This is a genomic window from Brassicibacter thermophilus, assembly GCF_055378355.1.
The window spans coordinates 2,641,991-2,663,202 of sequence record NZ_AP042446.1 but is presented as its reverse complement, the minus strand read 5'-3'; the positions used below and the strand labels follow the sequence as shown (position 1 = coordinate 2,663,202).

Genomic DNA, 21,212 nt, shown 5'->3' with positions numbered 1-21,212 from the left:
TTTTATGGAGGGATAACTGTATGTCGTTATTAGAGATACGGAAAGTTAGTAAAAGGTTTAAAGATGTCCTTGCAGTAGATGATATAACATTTAGTGTTGAAAAAGGTGAGATATTTGGTTTATTAGGACCTAACGGGGCGGGTAAATCTACGACTATATCAATGATTTCAACACTTTTAAAACCAACGAAAGGCGATATATTTTACAATGGAGAAAGCATAGTAAAAAAACCAAAATTAATACAGCAAACTTTGGGAGTAGTACCACAAGAGATAGCACTTTATCCAACCTTAACAGGATATGAAAACTTGAAATTTTGGGGTCATGCTTATGGATTAAGAGGTAAAGCACTAAAAAGCAGGGTTGAAGAAGTTAGTGAAATCATTGGGCTTCACGATAGATTGAAAAGTAAGGTAGATAAATATTCAGGAGGAATGAAAAGGAGACTTAACATTGGTGCTGCTTTGATGCATAAGCCACAGTTGTTGATAATGGATGAACCTACAGTTGGTATTGATCCTCAATCTAGAAACCACATATTAGATACAGTACTTAAGCTAAACAAAGAAGGAATGACAATAGTATATACTAGCCACTATATGGAAGAAGTAGAACAGCTTTGTACGAGAATAAGCATAATGGATAGGGGAAAGATTATAGCATCTGGAACTAAAGATCAGCTTATAAACATGATAGATGAGAAAAATAAAATAGTATTAAAATTTGACGATGTAAACGAAAACTTGATTAACAAGATCAATCAATTAGATTACGTCAAAAATATGAAAATTGTAGAAGATGAAATCACCTTATTTACAAATAATGGCGAAAATGTTTTAAAAGATATTATAGACAAAACTTCTGAAACTAATAGCAGCTTACTGTCCATTGATATAAAGAAACCTAACCTTGAATCAGTATTTTTGCATTTAACTGGTAAAGGATTAAGGGATTAAGGAGGCAGCTATGAGGGTTTTAGATATAATAATTAAAGATTTAAAAGTAATGTTAAGAGATAAAAAAGCACTAGCAATAACTTTGCTCATGCCTATTATACTAATGACTATTTTAGGCTTTGCATTACAAAATACTTTCACGTCTGACTCAGGGAACAATGAAAAATTTAATATAGCTGTAGTTAAGAATTATGATGCAGCTGAAGACAAAAAGATGCTATATACAACTTTTAAAAACTTATCCACATACAATGATGAAATGACCTATTTTGAAAGTGGAGAAATAAGTTTTGATGTGGAAAAAATATTTTTTGAAGAATTTTTAGAGAATGAAGAGCTTAAGAAATATTTACAATATGAGATAAAAGACATGGATGAAGCAGAAAAACTACTTGAAAATAAAAAGATTGACGCAGTAGTCGTACTTCCAGAAAGATTTGTGTATAATATGGGAATAAATGTTTTAACACCTTTTAGAAATAAAGTGAATATTGAAGTTATAGGGCATCCTGACAAATATATCACTACTAATATAATAAATAATATTATGCAGGGGTTTGCAGATAAAATGTCATCTATTATAGTGAGTAAAAATGTTGTTATAGAGAAAGTCTTGTCAGAAGATTTACCATATGAGGTATTAAATAATTTAGATAAAATAATCGGTAATTTTGTAGACAACATCAATGAAGATGGAGAAGTGATAAATTATATAAAAGTAAATAAAAGAAAGCCTCTATCTAGTTTTGATTATAATGCAGTTGGAATGGCTACTATGTTTATTCTATTTATTGCAGGTCAGGGTGGATTGCTTCTATTAGAAGAAAAAGAAAATATTACTTATGACAGAATGTCAGTAGCAGGAATTTCAAAGTGGGAAATCATAACAGGAAAGTTTTTTACACTATTTATCTCTGGATTGTTGCAAATATTCATAATGATACTATATTCTAGTACTGTATTAAAGGTAGATTGGGGTAATAAAGTTTTAGTTTTATTAGTTACAATATGTACTGTATTTTCAGTAGCTGGGTTAGGAATGCTGATATCTACAATAGCTTTTAAGTATAGAAAGTCAACAGTTTCAGATGTTTTTCAATCAGTAGTAGTTCAATTTATGGCTTTAATTGGAGGAAGCTTCATTCCAGTTAATATATTACCTGAATTTGTTCAAAAACTAAACAAATTTGTGATAAACGGTATTGCTTTAAATAGTTATATTAAAATAATGTACGGATATGGATTAGAAGAAATTAAAACTTCTATGATTTTACTAGTTATCATTGGAATTGTGCTTATTACGATTTCAATATTTATATTTTCACAGGAAGAGAGGTATAAAGATGATAAGCATATTAAAATTAAGGCTGTTAAGATTGAAAGATGAGTTATGGATTATGGCTATAATGACAGCTATGGCTATAGGGCTTACAGCGATCTTTGCATTATCTGTTATGTCTAACCCTGTGACAGAGATATTAGTAGTAAATAATGACGATAGTTCTTATTCTAAGATGTTACTAGACGACCTTAAAGATAACAAATCTTATAAACTTAGTTTTGTAGACTATAAAAGTGCAGTTATAAATGTGGAAGAAGGATGGACTTCTGCAGCGCTGATAATAGATGAAGACTTTGGGCAAATCATAAGAAATGGAGATATTCCTCATGTAAATATAATGAAAATGAAGGATACTAATGAGGTATATGGATTTGAAAATTTAGTGACTCAGAAAATAAATGAGATAATCCTAAGCAACAATGTATCAAAAATGACCTCTCAATTAATTTATGCAAATAAAAGTTCAGTTGATAAAGAAAGAATAGAGAAAGAAACTTTTCAGATGATGGAAGATGGTTTGAATTATAAAAAGCCTTTGTTTTCTACTACGAGTTTTTTTAATGTAAACAATCAGGACAGCTATAATAACACAAAACACATGATGATAGGTTTTTCTTTATTTTTTTCAATGTTTACTATTGTATTTGGGATAGGGGAGATTTTGAAGGAAAGAAAATATAATACTTGGCAGAAACTTATAATTACTCCAATAAGTAAAGCTTCAATATTAGGGGGCAATTTATTAATTACCTTTTTAATGGGCATATCTCAAGTATATATTCTCATATTAGTAGGTAAATATTTATTTGGCATAGATTGGGGTAACAGTATGCTAGGTATAGCATTAATAGCTGCAGCCTTTGTATTTACAGTAACATGCCTTGGACTTATGATATCTGGTTTAGTAAAGACTTATGCACAGCTTTCATCTATTACACCAGTAATATTAGTAAGCACTTCTATGCTGGGAGGTGCTATGTGGCCTTTAGAGATAGTAAATTCAAAGGTACTTTTATTCTTAGCAAATATAACGCCTCAAAAATGGGCTATACAAGGTATGGAACAAATAGCTATGTATGGGGCAGGATTTAAAGCAGCAGTAATACCACTAATAGTTCTTATGATCATGGGAATTATCTTTTTTACAGTAGGAGTAAAGCTGGTTAAATTTGAATAGAATACAAGAACAGAACACAAGGGGACGGTTTTCGTGTGTTCGCCCCTTATGTTTTGTTCTTTTATGTTGTTGCGTTAATTATTAAAATTTATATAATTTACCCAAGCTATCTGCAGTCAATATAGCAGCATATACATCGTCAGGAGTTACTTTAAATGGCATATTGTGAATAGTTTCACCTTCAGCACAAGCAGCTTCTGCTACTTTCATAATATCTTCTTCTTTTACTTCTTTTATTCCCATTTCTTCTAATGTAATAGGTAGTCCTACTTCAAAGCAGAAATTAATTACTTCTTCTATCTCTTCTAATGGACTGTTTTCAAGTACTAATTGAACTATAGTTCCAAATGCAACTTTTTCACCATGATATAAATGGTGGCATTCATGAAGTACAGTAAAACCATTGTGAATTGCGTGAGCAGCACTTAATCCACCGCTTTCAAATCCGATACCACTTAAATAAGTATTTGCTTCAATAATATTCTCTACAGCTTTTGTACAAGCTTTTCTTTCTACTGCTAGTTTGGCTTTTAAGCCATCGTTAATAAGGGTCTTATAACATAACTCTGCAATAGCAAAAGCTGCTTTTGTAGCTTTACCTCCAGCCATAGCATCGCTATTTGAAGCTATACATGCTCTTGCTTCAAAATATGTAGCTAAAGCATCACCCATACCAGCTACTAATAACCTCGCAGGAGCTTTAGAAACTATAGCTGTATCTACTAACACTATTTCAGGGTTTTTAGGTAATAATAGATATTCACTAAATTCTCCCTCATCTGTATATATAACAGAAAGAGCACTACAAGGAGCATCAGTTGAAGCTATAGTTGGAACAATGACTACAGGTGTATTATTGTAATAAGCTACTGCTTTAGCTGTATCAAATATTTTTCCTCCACCAACTCCAACTACTACATCATATTTATTATCAACTACAATTTTGCCTAATCTGTCAATTTCTTTTCTTGAGCACTCGCCATTAAATTTTTCAAAGGTCAATTTTATGTTACTTCCGCTAAAACTTTTTTCAATGGTGTCTTTTGTTCTTTTTATGCCATTTTCGGTAGCAATTACAAGAAAGTTTTTTCCTAAAGATTTTGTGTACTTATACAAGTTTGCAAGTTCATTTTTCCCTTGGATATATTTACCTGGAGATATTATTACTTTAGCCATTTTTCACACTCCCCTTATTTAGATTTAATATTATATTTTATTATGCTTATTTTATAAAAAATATATAAGTTAGTCAATAATTTAACAAAAAATAATGCACAAAATTAACCATATGGGACTTTAAAAGTCCCTTGAATACAAACAAAGAGGGATAGAAAACTATCCCCTTGTGTCTATTTGTATTTTTAGTGTTTATGCGTCTTCTTTAGTTTTTTCAAATGTTCCATGTGGATGTTCTGGGGGTGCATAAATGGAGTATAATTTAAGTGGTTTATTTCCTGTATTGATTAGATTATGCCATTTCCCAGCAGGTATAAGGATAGCATAATCATCGTACACTTTCTTCTGATAATCTAGTTTATCTTTGTTATCTCCCATCATGACAATCCCTTCGCCTTCCTCAATACGGATAAATTGGTCAACGCATGGATGTTTTTCTAAACCTATGTCTTCTCCAACGTTGATACTCATCAAGGTAAGTTGTAAATGTTCTCCTGTCCACAAAGCTACACGAAAAGCATTATTTTTTTTAGTAGCTTCATCTATATTAATTACAAATGGCTCTGGCCCATAATCTTTTAATCTAGGACAATGTTTAGGATACTTTGGATTGTATATAGGTGGATAAAACCAGTAAGGACATAAATATGGATTATATATATGGTACATATTTCTCATTCCCTTTCATAGTATTTTATAATATCATATGTTCAAATATAGTAAAACGTGAAAGCACAAACTTAACACAAGGGGATGGTTTTTGCGTGTTCAATTTATAGATGAAATAATAAAAATATATGTTATAATATAATACATAGCGACAATTGAATAAAATATGAAAGGATGGTAACTGATGTCACAACAACCAACAGCTCATCAATATTCACAAGATTACGATGAAATTTCCCTTAGAGAAGTGATTGAGGTATTGATAAATGGTAAAAAATTAATAGCTATAATCACTATAATAGCAGTATTAATATCAGGTATATTAAGTTATTTTGTTATAGACCCTACATATGAAGCCAAAACATTACTTATGGCATCTTTGGCTACAGACAAGCTATCTAGTCTTAAATCAAGCAATGGAGATATTGATAGTATATTAGATTCTATATCTTCATACCCAGTATTAACTATACAGACATATAAAGAACAGATAAAAAGCCCTGAGATACTCCAACAAACTATAGAAGAACTTGAGTTAGACAAACTTGATATAAAGATGGATAACTTAGCGGATATGATAGACCTAGAAACTATAGAAGACACAAACCTTATAGCAATAAAAGTTAAGCATAGTGACCCAGAGTTAGCGTCAAATATAGCAAATACACTAGCGAAAAACTTTACTGAATTTATAACAAAAATATCAAAGGATCAAGCATCTAAAACATCACAATTTTTAGCAACTCAATTAGAGGTAGAAAAATCTAAGTTAGACGAAGCTACATTAGAATTAAAGACATTTTTATCACAACCTAGAGGATTGGATGAACTAAATAGTGAATATGATTCAAAAATATCTTTACTTACAAACTATAAAACTCAGCTTGTAGAAAAAGAAGTAGAAATTAGTAAGCTAGAAGCAGGACTAGCTGCAGCTAAGGAAAATCTTAAAAATACTCCTAAAATATTGGTTACCAAAAAATCAGTAGGGGAGGATTCTCTGTTAAATCAAGTAGTAGCAGACAAAGCTGGTAGTACTGTAGCAGAAACAGCAGATATAACTATGGAAAGCGAAGAGATAAATCCAAACTACATAAAACTAGAAAATCAAATATCTGATTTCAACATAAATATTTCAAAATTAAAAAAGGAAATGGAAATATTAGCACAAAAAATAGATAAAACTCAAAAAGAAATAGAGTCATTAAATTCAGAAATAGCAGAGAAAAAACATCAACAGACTCTAATTCAAAGAAAGGTAAACCTAGCTCAAAGTACATATGATTCTTTCCTAAAAAAATATGAAGAAACACGTATAGCTGAATCAACTGAGATAGGTGAATCTAGCATAAACATAGTATCAAAAGCAGCAGTTCCTGAAGTGCCTGTAGCACCTAGAAAAGCACTTAATGTTGCTATAGCAGCAGTACTTGGTATTATGATAGGCGTATTTGTAGTTTTCTTTAGAGAATACTGGAAAAGTTCAGCTGCGTAAAGCAGCTTAAAAGACAATATATATTTCTTAGAATCGAAATTTAATATATAGCCAAGGGGATATTTAGTCTCCTTGGCTATATTAAATTTCCAAGCTATGTATGTTGGCATATCACCTCATATAAAATCTAAAACAGTGGAAGACCTATATTTTGTAGGTGATTCAGTTCATCCAGGTACAGGAATGTCTATAGTTTTGCTTTCAAGCAAACAATTAAGTAAGATAATTTGATGAATATACCACAATTTATAAGATAATAATTGACAAATGTAGAAACATTGTATATACTCAAAACAAGAGGTGATGCATATGTATACTACAATCCAAAAATGGGGAAATAGCAATGCTATAAGGATTCCTAAAGTTATTCTTGAGATGGTTGATCTCAATGAAAATGATAAAGTAGAAATAAAGGTTAAAGATGGCAATTTGATTATTGTTCCTGTAAGAAAGCATAGAATGCTTCGAGAAAGAATAGCTGAATATAAAGGCGACTACAAATGTAGTGAATGGGCTACAGGAAAGCCTGAAGGCAAAGAGGTGTTATAATGATATATATACCAAAGCAAGGTGATATTGTATTTTTAGAATTTGATCCTCAAGCAGGTCACGAACAAAAAGGAAAAAGACCAGCACTAGTAGTTAGCAATAACACATACAATCAATTTACTAATATAGCCATGGTATGTCCTATTACCAGCACCGATAGAAACTTTCCACTACATGTTAAACTAGATGAAAGAACCAAAACAACAGGAGTAATAATGTGCGAGCAAGTAAAAGCTTTAGATATAATAGCAAGAAAAGCATCATTTCGTGAAAAAGTACCTAAGGACATTCTAGAAGAAGTAGTAGATATTTTAATAGGATTTGTTGAGTTTGAAGATAAATAAAAGCACTGGAGATTTTCTCTAGTGTTTTTTCTGTTTTTGTATATACTTTATAACCAATCAATAAATAGTAAATTAATTGCAACATTTGTTTGCATGAAAAAAGTATTTTATTTCGTTATATCATGTAATATAATATGATTAATAAAATAGCAAAATAAAACTTAAATAATTAATAGATAACATATTGCAATAATTTAGAGGAGAAAAGTATATGAATAAGCTTACAGAAAGACAGAGTCTAATAATAGAAGATCTTCTTAATAGTGATGTCCCTATATCTGCTAAGCAATTATCCGAAAAATTCAACGTAAGCGTGAGAACTATACGATATGATTTAGATAATATTGATTATTGGCTTAAATCAAAAAACATTGATATGTTAAAAAAGCCTAATATAGGTATATGGATAAATGCAGGAGAGAAAGAAAAAAAGTTTCTTATTAATGAAATAAATTCTCTAAATTTTTCTGCAAGAGTATTAACTAAAGATGAGAGACAGAAAATTATTCTTTTAGAATTACTAAGGAATGTAGCCCCTGTCACAGCAGAGAGTCTAGCAGATAAATTAGGCGTTAGTAGAACAACGTTAATTAAAGATATTAAAGAAATTAGAATCAAACTAAAAAAATATGGAGTTAATCTTATAGGTCGTCAAAGAAATGGATACATATTAACGGGAGAAGAAAATGACATAAGAAATCTTATCAGTAACGTACTATTACAATCTATTGACAAATCTAAGCTGCTGGAGATCATAGCTGAGACAAAGATTGCTAGTAATAATAAAAATGATTCTATAGTTATTGAAAGATTAAAGGATATATCAGACTCTATAAAAATAAAAGACATAAAAAAAGCAATAAAGGAAACTAGAAAAACATATGATTTTTGGATGCCTGATAGTTCATACGCATCATTATTAGTTCATCTAGTTATAGCAATGGATAGGCTTATAAAGGGACAGAAAATAAAGCTTTCTCAAGATAGGATATTAAAGTTAAAAAAATATAATGAATATTCTATTGCATCTTTAATTGCAGAAAAGTTATCCCATAAATATAATATTAAAATTCCTGAAGCAGAAGTAGCAAATATCACTGTTCATTTAATATCTTCTAATTTGAGATTAGAGTATTTATTAAATGAGAATATCAAAGATAGGGAAAAGATTCTTGTTGAAACTGTTAGAGAGATGATAGAATCGACAAAAGATTATATAAATATTGACTCGATTAATTATAAGAAATTAGAAACTGATTTAATAGCTCATTTGAAAATTACCCTAAAAAAGCTTGAATTAGGAATAGTGTCAGAAAATCCATTAATAGAACAAATAAAAGTAAATTTTGTTGATGAGTTTGAAAAAGCTAAAAAAATGAATAAAATATTTGAAAAAAATATTGGTATATGTCTTCCAGAAAATGAAATAGGATATTTAGCTTTACATATAGCAGCTTGTAGACATATTTCTCAACAAAATAAAAGAAAAAAAGTGCTAGTAGTTTGTACTACAGGGAAAGGTTCTGCAAAAGTGCTTGCAGCAAGACTTAGAAGTACAATACCACAACTTGAAATAAAAGATGTAGTATCAATGTTTGAACTAGAAAGCTGTGAAAATCTCTTAACAGATGTAGACTTTATTATCAGTACTGTTTATCTAAATAATATAAAAAAGCCAGTATTAAAGATTAGCCCAATAATATCAAATCGTGAACTTGATAAAATAAAAGAATATATATCAGGAAATAGTTTTGATGTAGTGTTAAAAGAGAATAAAAAAGAGAACTATATACTTGAATCTGTAATGAATATTATAGGAAAATACATAGATGTGGAAGATAGAGAGAAGTTAAAAACAGAGCTTGGATATTTTATCAATTTTGTGATAGCAAATGAAGAAAGGTCTTCAAGACAAATAGAATTATTTGAGAGATTTTCTCAAACCATTTCTCTAATGATGATAGATGTAGCCAACATGTTAAAAGAAATAAAAGAAAAAACTAATGTGGTTATTGATATGACAAGTTCCTTTGGTATTATAATACATTTAATCATGTCATTTCCTCGTTGGAAGTCGGGAGATTTTGTCAAAGAAACTAACAGCAAAAACTACATTGAACAAAATAAAGAAATATATAACATAATAAAAAAATATATCTTGGAAATATCAAAGAAACATGAAATTAGAATACCAGAGGATGAGATTTTGGCTATCATGAGATACTTAGTGTGAGTGTATAAGGAGGTATAATGATGAGCAAAAATATTTTAATTAAAGGTGGAAGGCTTCTTGATATCAATAATGGATATCATTTTGACAATAAAGATATTTTAATAGAGGATGGTATTATTAAACAAATAAAAAATGAGATCAAAGAAATTGATAATTGTAATGTTTTAAAATTATCAGGAGAAGTAGTATCACCTGGTTTTATCGACATACACTCACATGTATTTTATGGAGAAACTTCCTTAGGGATAGAGCCTGATATTGTAGGTGTAAATATTGGAACTACAACTTTATTTGATGCAGGTAGCAGCGGAGCTAAAAATTATGAAAAATTTTTTCAAAATGTCATAAAAAAAAGCGTTACCAGAGTCTACTGTCTTATAAATATTGCGTATACAGGTCTTGAAAAACCTAGATACGAAATAGCAGATTTAAACAATATAAATATAGATTCGTTAAAAACTGTTGTTGAAAAAAATAGAAATTATATAAAAGGAATAAAAGCTAGAGCAAGTGCTTCAACAGTTGGAGAACTAGGAATAATTCCTATAAAGATAGCTAAGAGAACGGCAGCTGAATTAGGGCTTCCATTAGTTGTCCATATAGGGAATTATCCTCCTAAAATAGAAGAGGTATTGTCGGTAATGGATAAAGGTGATATTATAACACATTGCTTCCATGGTAAACCAAATGGAATTATGGATGAAAACGGACTAATAAGAAAAGAAGTTCGTGATGCAAAAGAAAGAGGAGTTCTTTTTGACGTAGGTCATGGAACCTCTAGCTTTAATAGTAACATAGCAAGAAAAGCTATGAAACAAGGCTTTTTACCAGATATTATAAGTACTGATATATATAGAGATAATTATAAAGGCCCTGTATATAGCTTAATCACAACAGTAAATAAGTTAATTGCATTAGGCATGAGCATAGAAGAATGTGTAAGTAGGGTTACTACATCTCCAGCAAAAACCTTTAACCTAGATGGGCTAGGAGTTATAAGAGAAGGAGCAAAAGGAGATTTAACTATATTTGATATTATCGAAGAACCTATTGAACTCAAAGATTCAGATGGCAATATATTTAGCGGAGAAGAATACATAAAGGCTAAATATGCAGTAATAGATGGATTAGTTATAAGCATTAAGTAAAGGCAGGAGGGTATTGAATGGAAACTTTGTATAATTTAAAACAAAAATTAAATATAAATGATGACGATTTTGATGAAATAAAGGATATTATTGATGAAATGAATAAAAGACTAAAAGAAGAAAAAATAATACTGAATAAACAGTTTAAAATAGGATTTTATTCGCATATTATTGCTTTTATAAAAAGATTGAAGGAACATGAAAAGGTAATGGAAATAAGTGATGAAGTGGTTACACAATTAGAGGAATGGGCTATTACACTATCTGAAGAATTATTAAAGCCACTATTTGAAAAGTACAATACTCCTATAGATATTTCTGAAGTTTATTTGGTTGCTATTCATTTGCAAACTGCAAAAAATTCTAGAGAAGGAGGTGATAAGATTGACTGATGCTAAAAAAGAAGATGAAATAATTGTTGTCATAGGAGATAGACTAGGTAAGGGTAAAAAAGTAGCAAAAGGAGTAGAAGAAGCAGGAGCTAAAGCAATACATATACCAGGAATGGGTGCTGACATGAAATTAGGAGATGTTATGCATGAAAATAACGCAGATATAGGATTGAGCTTTTGTGGTAGTGGAGGAGCTGGCGCATTAATGGCTTCTAATAAGTATGGTTATAAATCAAGACATCATCTGCGTTCTATTGAAGCAGGGGTTACTGCAATAAAAGAAGGTGCGAGAGTATTAGGTTTTGGTTTTTTAGACAGTGAAGAGCTAGGTAGAAGGATCGTTGAAGAGTATAAAAAACTTCATAAGAAAGGATAATGATTTCATGGGAAATCAGTGCATGAAAACAATAGAAAAAGACTTCATACTTAGTGCAACAGCTAATTCCAAAGAAGAAGCATTTAGTAAAATATTTGTTATTCTTAGAAGACGCATTTATCAAGAGATCTCTGGAGTAATCATTCACATGGAACCTAAAGAAGTATACTTATTAGAAGATAATATAGAAAAATACACTGAAAAATTTTTATGGCTTTTTATGCCAAGAGAAAAAGCAAAATATACAATTAAAGCTAAAATTGTAGTTGAAATTAAGTATATAGATACTTAAATTATATCCAAAAGGAGGAGAGTGTATTGTTAGCAATTATAATTAAGTCAATAATTATTGGCGCTATTGGAGGAGGTGCAATAGCTGCTGGAGCAGCTAGAATGTTTTACGCTCCAAAGGTGCAATCTATGGGAGCATTTAGGACTATTGGTGAATTAGATGCTTGTAAAGGTGACCCCATTACTCACTTTTCATTTGGACTTGGTTTTTTGTTTAATGCTGCAGCTGCTGCTGTAGGTACTGGAGCCTTAACTCAAGATGTACTTCATAGAATTGTTCCAAATTGGGCTGCAGGTTCATTGCTTATTAAGAATAAAAATGTAGAAGAAACTATGCACGATCCTGCTAAAATGATGTTTGCTGGAGCTGTAATGGGGGCTATAGTAGTATTGTTCTTAAATTCCATAGCTGCTATAGTACCAGAAAAAATGTCTATAATAGCAAAAAATATATTAGGACCAGCTTCTAACCTTATGATTAATCCTGTTATGCCAATTATATTCTGGCTTGCAGCATTAGATGCTGGCAAAACTACAGGTATCTGGGGTACTATTTTAGGAGGACTTGCTCACATGATTATGGGTAATGCAGTGCCTGGAGTTGTGTTAGGAATACTTATTGGTCAATCTATAGAAGAAACAGGATATTCTAAACCTGTTAAAACAATGATTACAATAGTAACAGTATTGTTTGTAGTTATAGCATATTTCAGAGGCTTTGGAGCCAAACTGTTATCTTTATTCTAAAAAGGGGGATCGAATTATGTCTGATAGCAATGCAAATAAAATAACAAAAGATAGTAAGCTTAAAGAATTGTTATTAAAGGATTTTACTTTTCCAATACTAGTAGCACTGGCATCAGCAGCTATATTTGCAGGTACTCATATGTATATAACCCATCACATTGGTGCTTTTAACGAAATATTTGTTGTTCAAATGTTAGATGAAGGCTTAAGAACTGGCGATTATGCTGCAGCAGCAGGATTTGCAGCAGGATTTTTAATAGCTAGAGTACTTGAGGGTCCATTAGTTGGAGTTTTAGATATAGGTGGTTCCCTTCAAACAGGTGTTGGTATAGGTATACCAGCAGTTATGCTAGCAGCAGGGATAACGCTTCCGCTTGAAAACTTTGCTTTGTCACTAATAACTGGTGCAGTAATAGGATTAGTTATAGGCTTTGTAATAATACTAATAAGAAAGTTAATGCCCCAAGGAATTGCAGCTAGTGGAACTGATATTATGATGGGAGCAGGAAATGCAGCAGGAAGATATCTTGGGCCACTTATTATAGTATCCGCTATATCATATAGTATACCTGCAGGAGTTGGAGCATTTATTGGTGCAGCAATATTTTATAAGATAGACAAACCAATAACAGGGGGAGCAATATTAGGAGCTATGTTACTTGCTAGTATTTTCCCTGCAGTAGGATAAGAAAAGAAGAATGTGTTAAAAAAGAAGAATATGTTATATAACATATTCTTCTTTTCCAATCAAAGGAGGATTTAAGAATGAATGTATATGAGAAAATTGGACTAAAGAAGATAATAAACGCAAGTGGTAAGATGACTGCTTTGGGAGTATCTACTCCAGATCCTAAAGTAGGAGATTATATGAAAGAAGCTTCAATGAGTTTTGTTAAAATAGACTCATTAATAGATAAAGCTGGGGAAATTATATCAAAATATACAGGTGCTCAAGATTCTTGTGTTGTTACTGGAGCTGCAGCAGGCATTGCAATATCAGTAGCTGCTTGTATAACAAAGGATAATATGACAAACATAGAAAAATTGCCACAAAGCGAAGGATTGAATAACGAAATAATAATACAAAAAGGACATGCCATAAATTTTGGTGCTCCAGTAACCCAGATGGTAAGACTAGGTGGTGGAGTTCCAATAGAAGTTGGTTATGCCAATGATGTTAAACCTTATCATATAGAAGAAGCTATTAATGAAAAAACAGGAGCAATGTTATACATTAAATCTCATCATTCGGTACAAAAGGGTATGGTTTCGCTAGAGGACATGATTCATATAGCCCAAAGTTATAAATTACCATTAATTGTAGATGCTGCGGCAGAAGAAGATATTAGAAAATACATTGATATGGGCGCTGATTTAGTGATATATAGTGGAGGTAAAGCTTTAGAAGGTCCAACATCAGGCTTTATAACAGGTAAGAAGGATCTTATAAAATACTGTAAGCTCCAATATAAAGGAATAGGGCGTGCAATGAAAATAGGAAAAGAAAATATTATGGGCTTGCTAAAAGCTATTGAAATATATAATCAAAAAAACATGAAAGAATCAATAAAAGTACAAAAACAACGTATGGAATGGCTCACAAAGCAAATCAATACTATAAATGGATTGAAGGCATCTGTAATTCAAGATGAAGCAGGAAGGTATATATACAGGACAAAGATAGAAATAGATTCAAACATATTGGGGGTAGATGCTTACTATATTATAAGAGAATTAGAAAATGGTAATCCAAGTATCTATACGAGAAATCATTATGCAAATATAGGAATAATAAATGTTGATCCAAGACCTTTAAAAGATGGGGAAGAAAAAATTATATTTGAAAGATTAAAAGACATAATAGAAAACTTAGGATAATTAGGAGGTATGAGTTAAATGGAATTAGATAAATTCAGATTTTACAAAGATAAAATTGCAATAAACTTACTTGCTAAAAATATAGACAATGCAAAAGATATATTAGATGTATTAGATGGCAACGGGGTAATAGGCATATTGTCAAATAACTTTAACAGTGTAGATGAAGGTGTAGAATATGTCAAAGAATTTCAAAAATATATTCCAACGATATCTGTTGGATTAGGTGCTGGTGACCCAAATCAATGGAAAAAGGCTGCTATGATAGCTGCAGAAACAGATCCTGGACATGTAAATCAAGTATTTACTACAGCAGGATATGCAGCAGGACTATTAAAGAGTAAAGGTTGTAAAAATACATTGGTAAATGCACTTATAAGTCCAACAGGTACAGTAGGAATGGTAAAGATATCTACAGGTACATTTAGTTCTCAAAAAAAACCTGCAATAGTTGATATAGATACAGCTCTATGTATGCTAAAAGATGTTGAGATTAATTCATTAAAATTTTTTAATATAAAAGGTACAAAACATTTGGATGAACTTAAGGAAGTTGCAATGGCATGTGTACGAGTAGGTATACCGGTAATAGAACCTACTGGAGGTATAACATCAGAGAATATATATGACATAGTAAAAGTATGTATAGATGCTGGATGCCAAAAAGTGATACCACATGTCTATAGCTCAGCTATAGATAAAGAAACTGGACTAACGGATATAAATATTGTAAAGCAGTTATATACAAACATTAAAAAAATAATTTAATAGAGGTGAGATATTGTCTTATAAGCTTGTTTCAATAGATTTGGATGGAACATTATTAAATGACGAACAATTAATATCTGAACAGAATGCAAAAAAATTACTACAATGTATTAGAAAAGGGACAAATGTAGTTTTAGCTACTGGAAGAACATTTAAATCTGCACAATACTATACAAAGGTACTAAACATAAATATACCTATTATAGCTTATAATGGTGCATTAATAAGGCAATCTATTAGTGAAGAAACAATCTTTTTTTCAAAACTACAAATGAAATATGCAAAACGGCTCTTGAAATTAGCAGAAAAGTATGATTTATACACCAAGGTATACATCGATGACATTTTATATGTAGCTGAAGAAACAGAAGAAGCCAAAAAATTTTCCAAAGAGCATAGGATAGAATACAAAGCAGTCGGAAAATTAAGTGAATGGATAAATTCTTCTCCTTATATGATAGTTATAAAAGAATCAGAAGAAAAAATAAATTATTTTATTGATCGGTTAGAATCAGAAAAAGATCTTCCTATAAGCATAACAATGTCCACACCAAATTCTTTAGAAATAATGGCATACAATGTATCAAAGTCAAATTCGTTGAAAATATTGTCTAATAAAATGAATATAGATAATAACTTAATTTTAGCTATAGGTAACAGCTTAAACGATTATCATATGATAAAAAATGCAGGTTTAGGCATAGCAATGAAAAATTCAGATAAAAAACTTCTAGATAAATGGTCCATAGTATCAGAATATGATAATAATGAGGATGGGGTGGCACGGATACTAGATAAATATATTCTTCATTACTAAGACATTTTTGATCTTTGCTTAATATTTGAAACAAAAACAAGAATTATTCAGGAAATGATATCAATAAGGTATGTAAGGGAAAAATTACATACCTTATTTTTTTAATATAAATCTTAATTTTTTTATATCATTAACTAGTTAATATATGAAAATATACTTTGTAATTATTTATAATCAAAACTTGTTATACTCATATTTAAGAAATATTTATTAAAGACAAGGCAAACCTTTTCTTAAGTATTATATTACAGATTTTAATTTTTAAATCTTTTATAAAAAATAATTTAGAAAGGAATGATTATATGAAAAGTGATTTAGTAAAAAAGGGGATACAGCAAGCACCACATCGCTCTTTGTTTAATGCACTTGGGATAACAAAAGAAGAAATTGATAGACCATTAGTTGGTATTGTGAGTTCTTATAATGAAATTGTACCTGGTCATATGCATTTAGATAAAATTGTTGATGCAGTGAAAATGGGTGTAGCTATGGCAGGTGGAACTCCAATAGTTTTTCCAGCAATTGCAGTATGTGATGGTATTGCTATGGGACACAAAGGAATGAAATATTCTCTAGTAACTAGGGAATTAATTGCTGATTCTACCGAAGCAATGGCGATAGCACATTCTTTTGATGCATTAGTCATGGTGCCTAATTGTGATAAAAATGTGCCAGGACTTTTAATGGCAGCTGCAAGAATTAATATTCCAACGATATTTGTTAGCGGTGGGCCAATGCTTGCTGGTAAAGTTGGTGGCAAGAGAACTAGTTTATCATCTATGTTTGAAACGATAGGAGCGTATACAGTTGGTAAAATGTCACTTGAAGAAGTAAAAGAATATGAAAGGAAAGCATGTCCAACTTGTGGGTCATGTTCAGGAATGTTTACAGCGAATAGTATGAATTGTTTAACAGAAGCATTAGGAATGGGACTTAAAGGGAACGGGACAATACCAGCTGTATATTCAGAAAGATTACAATTAGCAAAACATGCTGGTATGCAAATTATGGAATTAATTAGAAAAAATATTAGACCAAGAGATATTATGACAAAGGACGCTTTTATAAATGCTTTATCAGTAGATATGGCATTAGGTTGTAGTACTAATAGTGTATTACACTTACTAGCTATTGCACACGAAGCAGGATTGGATTTAGACATTGATATAATAAATGAAATTAGTGAAAGGGTACCAAATTTGTGTCATTTAGCACCTGTGGGGAATACATACATAGAAGATTTACATGAAGCAGGTGGTATATATGCTGTTATGAATGAGCTTGATAAGAAAGGTCTTCTAAAAACAGATATTATTACATGTACTGGCAAAACAATTGCAGAAAATATAAAAGGTTGTACTAATAAAAACCCAGAAGTCATTAGACCTATAGAAAGACCATATAGTGAGACAGGTGGAATTGCAGTTCTAAAAGGTAATCTAGCACCAGAATCTTGTGTTGTAAAACGCTCTGCTGTAGCACCGGAAATGATGAAACATAGTGGCCCAGCAAGAGTATTTGATTGTGAAGAAGACGCAGTTGAAGCAATTAAGGGAGGAAAAATTGTAGAAGGAGATGTAGTAATTATAAGATATGAGGGACCAAAAGGTGGACCTGGAATGAGAGAAATGTTAAGTCCAACTTCTGCTATCATAGGTATGGGGTTAGGTAGTAAAGTTGCACTTATAACAGATGGACGGTTTAGTGGAGCAACAAGAGGAGCAGCTATAGGTCATGTATCACCGGAGGCAGCAGTAGGTGGGAATATAGCACTTGTTGAAGAAGGTGATATTATTAATATTGACATAAATAACTATTCAATAAATTTTGAAGTAACTGAGGAAGAGTTGGAAAAGAGAAGAGCTAATTGGATTAGTAAACAACCTAATATTACAACTGGTTGTTTAGCACGTTATGCAGCCTTAGTTACATCAGGAAATAAAGGGGCAATTTTAGAAAAACCAAGAAATTAGTGGGAGGTTATGCTGGTGAAAAAAATAGCAAAATTAATTTCAAAATATTTTGGTGTAATAATTATTATTTTTATGATACTAGGCTTTTTAACACCAAAATTATTTAAATGGGTAACGTCAGCTTTATTTGGGCAATCTGTTATCAATATTTTATTAGGCATTATAATGTTTGGAATGGGTATGACATTAAGTTTAAATGATTTTAAAGTAGTTTTGAAAAGACCTCTTGATATTTTAAAAGGAACGGCTGCACAATTTATTGTTATGCCTATGCTAGCTATTTTACTATCGAAAATATTTGGACTAGAAAAACCACTAATGGTAGGGGTAGTATTAGTAGGTACTTGCCCAGGAGGGACGTCTTCAAATGTAATTTCATATATGGCAGGAGGGGATGTAGCACTTTCGGTAGCTATGACAACAGTTTCTACATTGCTTGCACCAATTTTAACACCAGCTATTACTTATTTATTGATTAAACAGTCAGTAAATTTTAGCCCAGTGAATATGTTTATTAGTATTATACAGGTTGTTCTTTTACCAATAGCATTAGGGTTAATTGTTAAGTCTATTATAAAGGAAAATGCAGATTTCATTAATGACTATATGCCAGCAATTTCTGCAATTTCAATAGCATGCATTGTAGGTGGCGTAATTGGAGCAAATGCAAATCGGATATTGGGTTCTTTAGGGTTAATTGTTGTAGTAATTATTTTGCATAATTTATGTGGGTATGCTTTAGGATTTTTAATAGGAAGATTAACTGGTATGAATCGCAAAAAGAGTATTACACTTGCTGTTGAAGTTGGCATGCAAAATTCTGGCTTAGCAACATCATTAGCAGCAAGCCAATTTGCAGCAATGCCTTTAGCAACAGTTCCAGGAGCATTATTTAGTGCATGGCACAATATCTCTGGAGCGATTTTTGCGTGGCTAGTAAAATCTTTAGAAGTGAAAATGCCTAAAAAGCAGTTTAGCTAAGAACAATTATAAAATAAAAAAATTTACTTAGTTTTCTTATTCCTCTTAAGATAGATAGTTAAAAAATAAAGAACTAACGTCTTAAGGGGAATTTTTATGCAAAAAGATATATGATATAATTATAGATAAGTAAATTTGTATATCGTTAGGAGTGAATATCATGAATTTACTCAATAATTCAGATATACATCATGATAAACAAATTTTCGAATGGGGAGAAATATCATGGCTTCATGAACCAGTTGGAGCATCATATTGTAGAATAAGTGTAGCACAAGTTAAAATTTATCCTAGGTGCCATCAAAAAAGGCATTTTCACTTGGGTGAGGAACAAATTGTTTTTGTGATACAAGGACAAGGAATTTTTATTACAGATGGAAAAAAAGAAATTATCAATAAATCTATGCTTATATATATTCATCCTTATTCAGAGCACGAAGTAATAAATTTAGGACAAGAAGACTTGGTGTTTATTATAGTGTACGTCCCTACAAGATCAATTCAATTAGAAAAACCGTATGTTTTCCCGTTGTGTAATAATATTCAAGATGTTATTTCTACTGAAGTATTACAGAGTATAAAAGAAAAGTTGTCTGAATTATTGAAACATCAGATTCATATATATGATGAAAACAATCAACTCCTTACTAATAAAACTAATGAAAAAGAAAAAATAGATTTTTGTAAATTGTGTGCTTCTGTATATGATTGTAGTAAGCGGAAATATACAGCATATAGTACAAATCAATTTAATGATAAAATATATAAATGTGATTTTGGACTAATAGAATTAGAAGTACCAATAACTATAAATGATAAAATTATGGGTTATATTAGAAGTGATAGTTTTATTTTAAGTAATAACAAAAAAATTGATGAAAAAATTTTAAAAATTGAGAAAAAATTGAATATTAACCATAATATTATTTGGAATATGTACAAAAAAATTCCTAGTATTATTAAAAGCCGTATTTATGTAATACACGAACACTTAACTATTGCAGCACAATTCATACAGGAATTATTGGAGCGAAGTATTTTAGAGAATGAACTGATGGAGAAAGAACATGAAATATTGACAAGTGAAGAAGAAAAAATACAATTAAAAAATGAACTTCAAAAAGTAAACTATAGAATATATTATGAAAAAAATTTTTTAGAAAATTTAAATAAAGCAGAAAAGATAATGTATCCTTATAAATTAGAAATAATTTTAGAAGATGCTATTAAGGAGCTCAATACAGAAAAAATAGAAAGAGTTATTAATGAATATAGGAGTAAATATATAGATGGTGAAAATATTGTACGAGAAATGATTATAGTTTTATCTAGGACGGCTTTAAGAAGTTTAGAAAATATAGAAATAATATCAAAGATGAGAATGAAATATAATAAATATATTCATCAAATAAAAAAAGAAGATCCGTGGGATGTTCTTAAATGTTTTTGTATTGATTGTATTGAGGAATATAAAAAAATAATACAGCTTAATAGAAAAGATTTAATTGATAGTATTAATATGTATATTAATACTCATTATAAAGAAGAATTAAACTTAAATTTAGTTGCTGATGCTTTTTATATTAGCCCAAATTATTTAAGCCTTTTATTTAACAAAAAGAATAATATCTCTTTTAGCAGTTATATACACAATTTAAGAATAAAAGAAGCAAAAAGATATTTAAGAACTTCTAACATGAAAGTATGTGATATAGCCAAAAAGGTAGGATATAAAAATGACAGTTATTTTATAAGTGTATTTAAAAGAAGTGTAGGATTAACTCCTGTTCAGTATAGAAATAAATATAGGAATAAAGAAGATAATTACTTATAAACTACAGAAACTTTGACGTAGCGATTGGTAATAGTTTAGTGTCTAGAGAAGTTTCTAAGTGCACAG

22 protein-coding genes are annotated in these 21,212 nt (G+C 30.5%); 20 read left to right on the top strand and 2 right to left on the bottom strand.

Going from position 1 to position 21,212, the window contains the following annotated elements; translation table 11 throughout:
• The first annotated feature begins 20 nt into the window (after positions 1-20).
• The 3 genes from ACZ41D_RS12775 to ACZ41D_RS12765 are packed head-to-tail and all read left to right on the top strand — an operon-like array spanning position 21 to position 3,475.
• Entirely contained in the window at positions 21-956 is a 936-nt protein-coding gene (locus ACZ41D_RS12775; RefSeq protein WP_464151798.1) for an ABC transporter ATP-binding protein, read from the top strand.
• Positions 957-966: 10 nt separating this feature from the next.
• Positions 967-2,343 carry an ABC transporter permease gene (locus ACZ41D_RS12770; RefSeq protein ID WP_464151797.1) on the top strand — a complete coding sequence of 459 codons (1,377 nt, stop codon included), beginning with the start codon at positions 967-969 and terminating at the stop codon, positions 2,341-2,343.
• Entirely contained in the window at positions 2,300-3,475 is a 1,176-nt protein-coding gene (locus tag ACZ41D_RS12765; RefSeq protein WP_464151796.1) for an ABC transporter permease, read from the top strand. Before ACZ41D_RS12770 ends, ACZ41D_RS12765 begins: the two co-directional genes overlap by 44 nt.
• 81 nt (positions 3,476-3,556) lie before the next feature.
• Here the strand turns inward: ACZ41D_RS12765 and ACZ41D_RS12760 are convergent, their stop codons facing one another.
• Together ACZ41D_RS12760 and ACZ41D_RS12755 are read right to left on the bottom strand one after the other, a co-directional pair.
• Positions 3,557-4,651, bottom strand: coding sequence for a glycerol dehydrogenase (locus ACZ41D_RS12760; RefSeq protein WP_464151795.1), 1,095 nt, complete (start codon positions 4,649-4,651; stop codon positions 3,557-3,559).
• Between the two features lie 192 nt (positions 4,652-4,843).
• Positions 4,844-5,320 (bottom strand): cupin domain-containing protein, encoded by a 477-nt coding sequence (locus ACZ41D_RS12755; RefSeq protein WP_464151794.1) that lies wholly within the window; start codon positions 5,318-5,320, stop codon positions 4,844-4,846.
• A gap of 184 nt (positions 5,321-5,504) precedes the next feature.
• Here ACZ41D_RS12755 and ACZ41D_RS12750 point away from each other — a divergent pair, with 184 nt between their 5' ends.
• The 17 genes from ACZ41D_RS12750 (at position 5,505) to ACZ41D_RS12670 (ending at position 21,146) form a co-directional block, all read left to right on the top strand.
• On the top strand, positions 5,505-6,815 hold the full coding sequence (locus tag ACZ41D_RS12750) for a GumC family protein (RefSeq protein ID WP_464151793.1): 1,311 nt from the start codon (positions 5,505-5,507) through the stop codon (positions 6,813-6,815).
• Between the two features lie 72 nt (positions 6,816-6,887).
• Positions 6,888-7,046, top strand: a complete 159-nt coding sequence (locus ACZ41D_RS12745) for a hypothetical protein (RefSeq protein WP_464151792.1) — start codon at positions 6,888-6,890, stop codon at positions 7,044-7,046.
• Positions 7,047-7,124: 78 nt separating this feature from the next.
• Positions 7,125-7,364, top strand: coding sequence for an AbrB/MazE/SpoVT family DNA-binding domain-containing protein (locus ACZ41D_RS12740; RefSeq protein ID WP_464151791.1), 240 nt, complete (start codon positions 7,125-7,127; stop codon positions 7,362-7,364).
• A complete protein-coding gene (locus tag ACZ41D_RS12735; protein ID WP_464151790.1) occupies positions 7,364-7,708 on the top strand; it encodes a type II toxin-antitoxin system PemK/MazF family toxin in 345 nt (114 codons plus the stop codon). Before ACZ41D_RS12740 ends, ACZ41D_RS12735 begins: the two co-directional genes overlap by 1 nt.
• Before the next feature lie 211 nt (positions 7,709-7,919).
• Positions 7,920-9,941, top strand: coding sequence for a BglG family transcription antiterminator (locus ACZ41D_RS12730; RefSeq protein ID WP_464151789.1), 2,022 nt, complete (start codon positions 7,920-7,922; stop codon positions 9,939-9,941).
• 20 nt (positions 9,942-9,961) lie between these two features.
• Positions 9,962-11,089 (top strand): amidohydrolase/deacetylase family metallohydrolase, encoded by a 1,128-nt coding sequence (locus ACZ41D_RS12725; RefSeq protein ID WP_464151788.1) that lies wholly within the window; start codon positions 9,962-9,964, stop codon positions 11,087-11,089.
• A 17-nt stretch (positions 11,090-11,106) separates the two neighbouring features.
• Positions 11,107-11,481: a PRD domain-containing protein gene (locus tag ACZ41D_RS12720; protein ID WP_464151787.1), complete on the top strand. Its 375-nt coding sequence runs from the start codon at positions 11,107-11,109 to the stop codon at positions 11,479-11,481.
• Complete coding sequence (locus ACZ41D_RS12715; RefSeq protein ID WP_464151786.1) at positions 11,474-11,857, top strand: glycine-rich SFCGS family protein; 384 nt, start codon at positions 11,474-11,476, stop codon at positions 11,855-11,857. The genes ACZ41D_RS12720 and ACZ41D_RS12715 overlap by 8 nt, the downstream gene beginning before the upstream one ends.
• Positions 11,823-12,149: a DUF4312 family protein gene (locus tag ACZ41D_RS12710; protein WP_464151785.1), complete on the top strand. Its 327-nt coding sequence runs from the start codon at positions 11,823-11,825 to the stop codon at positions 12,147-12,149. The genes ACZ41D_RS12715 and ACZ41D_RS12710 overlap by 35 nt, the downstream gene beginning before the upstream one ends.
• 26 nt (positions 12,150-12,175) lie before the next feature.
• Positions 12,176-12,895, top strand: coding sequence for a DUF4311 domain-containing protein (locus ACZ41D_RS12705; protein ID WP_464151784.1), 720 nt, complete (start codon positions 12,176-12,178; stop codon positions 12,893-12,895).
• A gap of 16 nt (positions 12,896-12,911) precedes the next feature.
• Positions 12,912-13,583, top strand: coding sequence for a DUF4310 family protein (locus tag ACZ41D_RS12700; RefSeq protein ID WP_464151783.1), 672 nt, complete (start codon positions 12,912-12,914; stop codon positions 13,581-13,583).
• Positions 13,584-13,660: 77 nt separating this feature from the next.
• Positions 13,661-14,773: a DgaE family pyridoxal phosphate-dependent ammonia lyase gene (locus tag ACZ41D_RS12695; RefSeq protein WP_464151782.1), complete on the top strand. Its 1,113-nt coding sequence runs from the start codon at positions 13,661-13,663 to the stop codon at positions 14,771-14,773.
• Between the two features lie 18 nt (positions 14,774-14,791).
• Positions 14,792-15,541 carry a 2-dehydro-3-deoxy-phosphogluconate aldolase gene (dagF, locus tag ACZ41D_RS12690; protein ID WP_464151781.1) on the top strand — a complete coding sequence of 250 codons (750 nt, stop codon included), beginning with the start codon at positions 14,792-14,794 and terminating at the stop codon, positions 15,539-15,541.
• Between the two features lie 13 nt (positions 15,542-15,554).
• The gene (locus ACZ41D_RS12685; protein ID WP_464151780.1) at positions 15,555-16,358 is read left to right on the top strand and encodes a Cof-type HAD-IIB family hydrolase; all 804 of its coding nucleotides are present in this window, start codon (positions 15,555-15,557) and stop codon (positions 16,356-16,358) included.
• 302 nt (positions 16,359-16,660) lie between these two features.
• A complete protein-coding gene (gene ilvD, locus ACZ41D_RS12680; protein ID WP_464151779.1) occupies positions 16,661-18,331 on the top strand; it encodes a dihydroxy-acid dehydratase in 1,671 nt (556 codons plus the stop codon).
• A 15-nt stretch (positions 18,332-18,346) separates the two neighbouring features.
• Positions 18,347-19,312 (top strand): bile acid:sodium symporter family protein, encoded by a 966-nt coding sequence (locus ACZ41D_RS12675; protein WP_464151778.1) that lies wholly within the window; start codon positions 18,347-18,349, stop codon positions 19,310-19,312.
• 160 nt (positions 19,313-19,472) lie between these two features.
• Positions 19,473-21,146 carry a helix-turn-helix domain-containing protein gene (locus ACZ41D_RS12670; RefSeq protein ID WP_464151777.1) on the top strand — a complete coding sequence of 558 codons (1,674 nt, stop codon included), beginning with the start codon at positions 19,473-19,475 and terminating at the stop codon, positions 21,144-21,146.
• Positions 21,147-21,212: the final 66 nt, after the last annotated feature.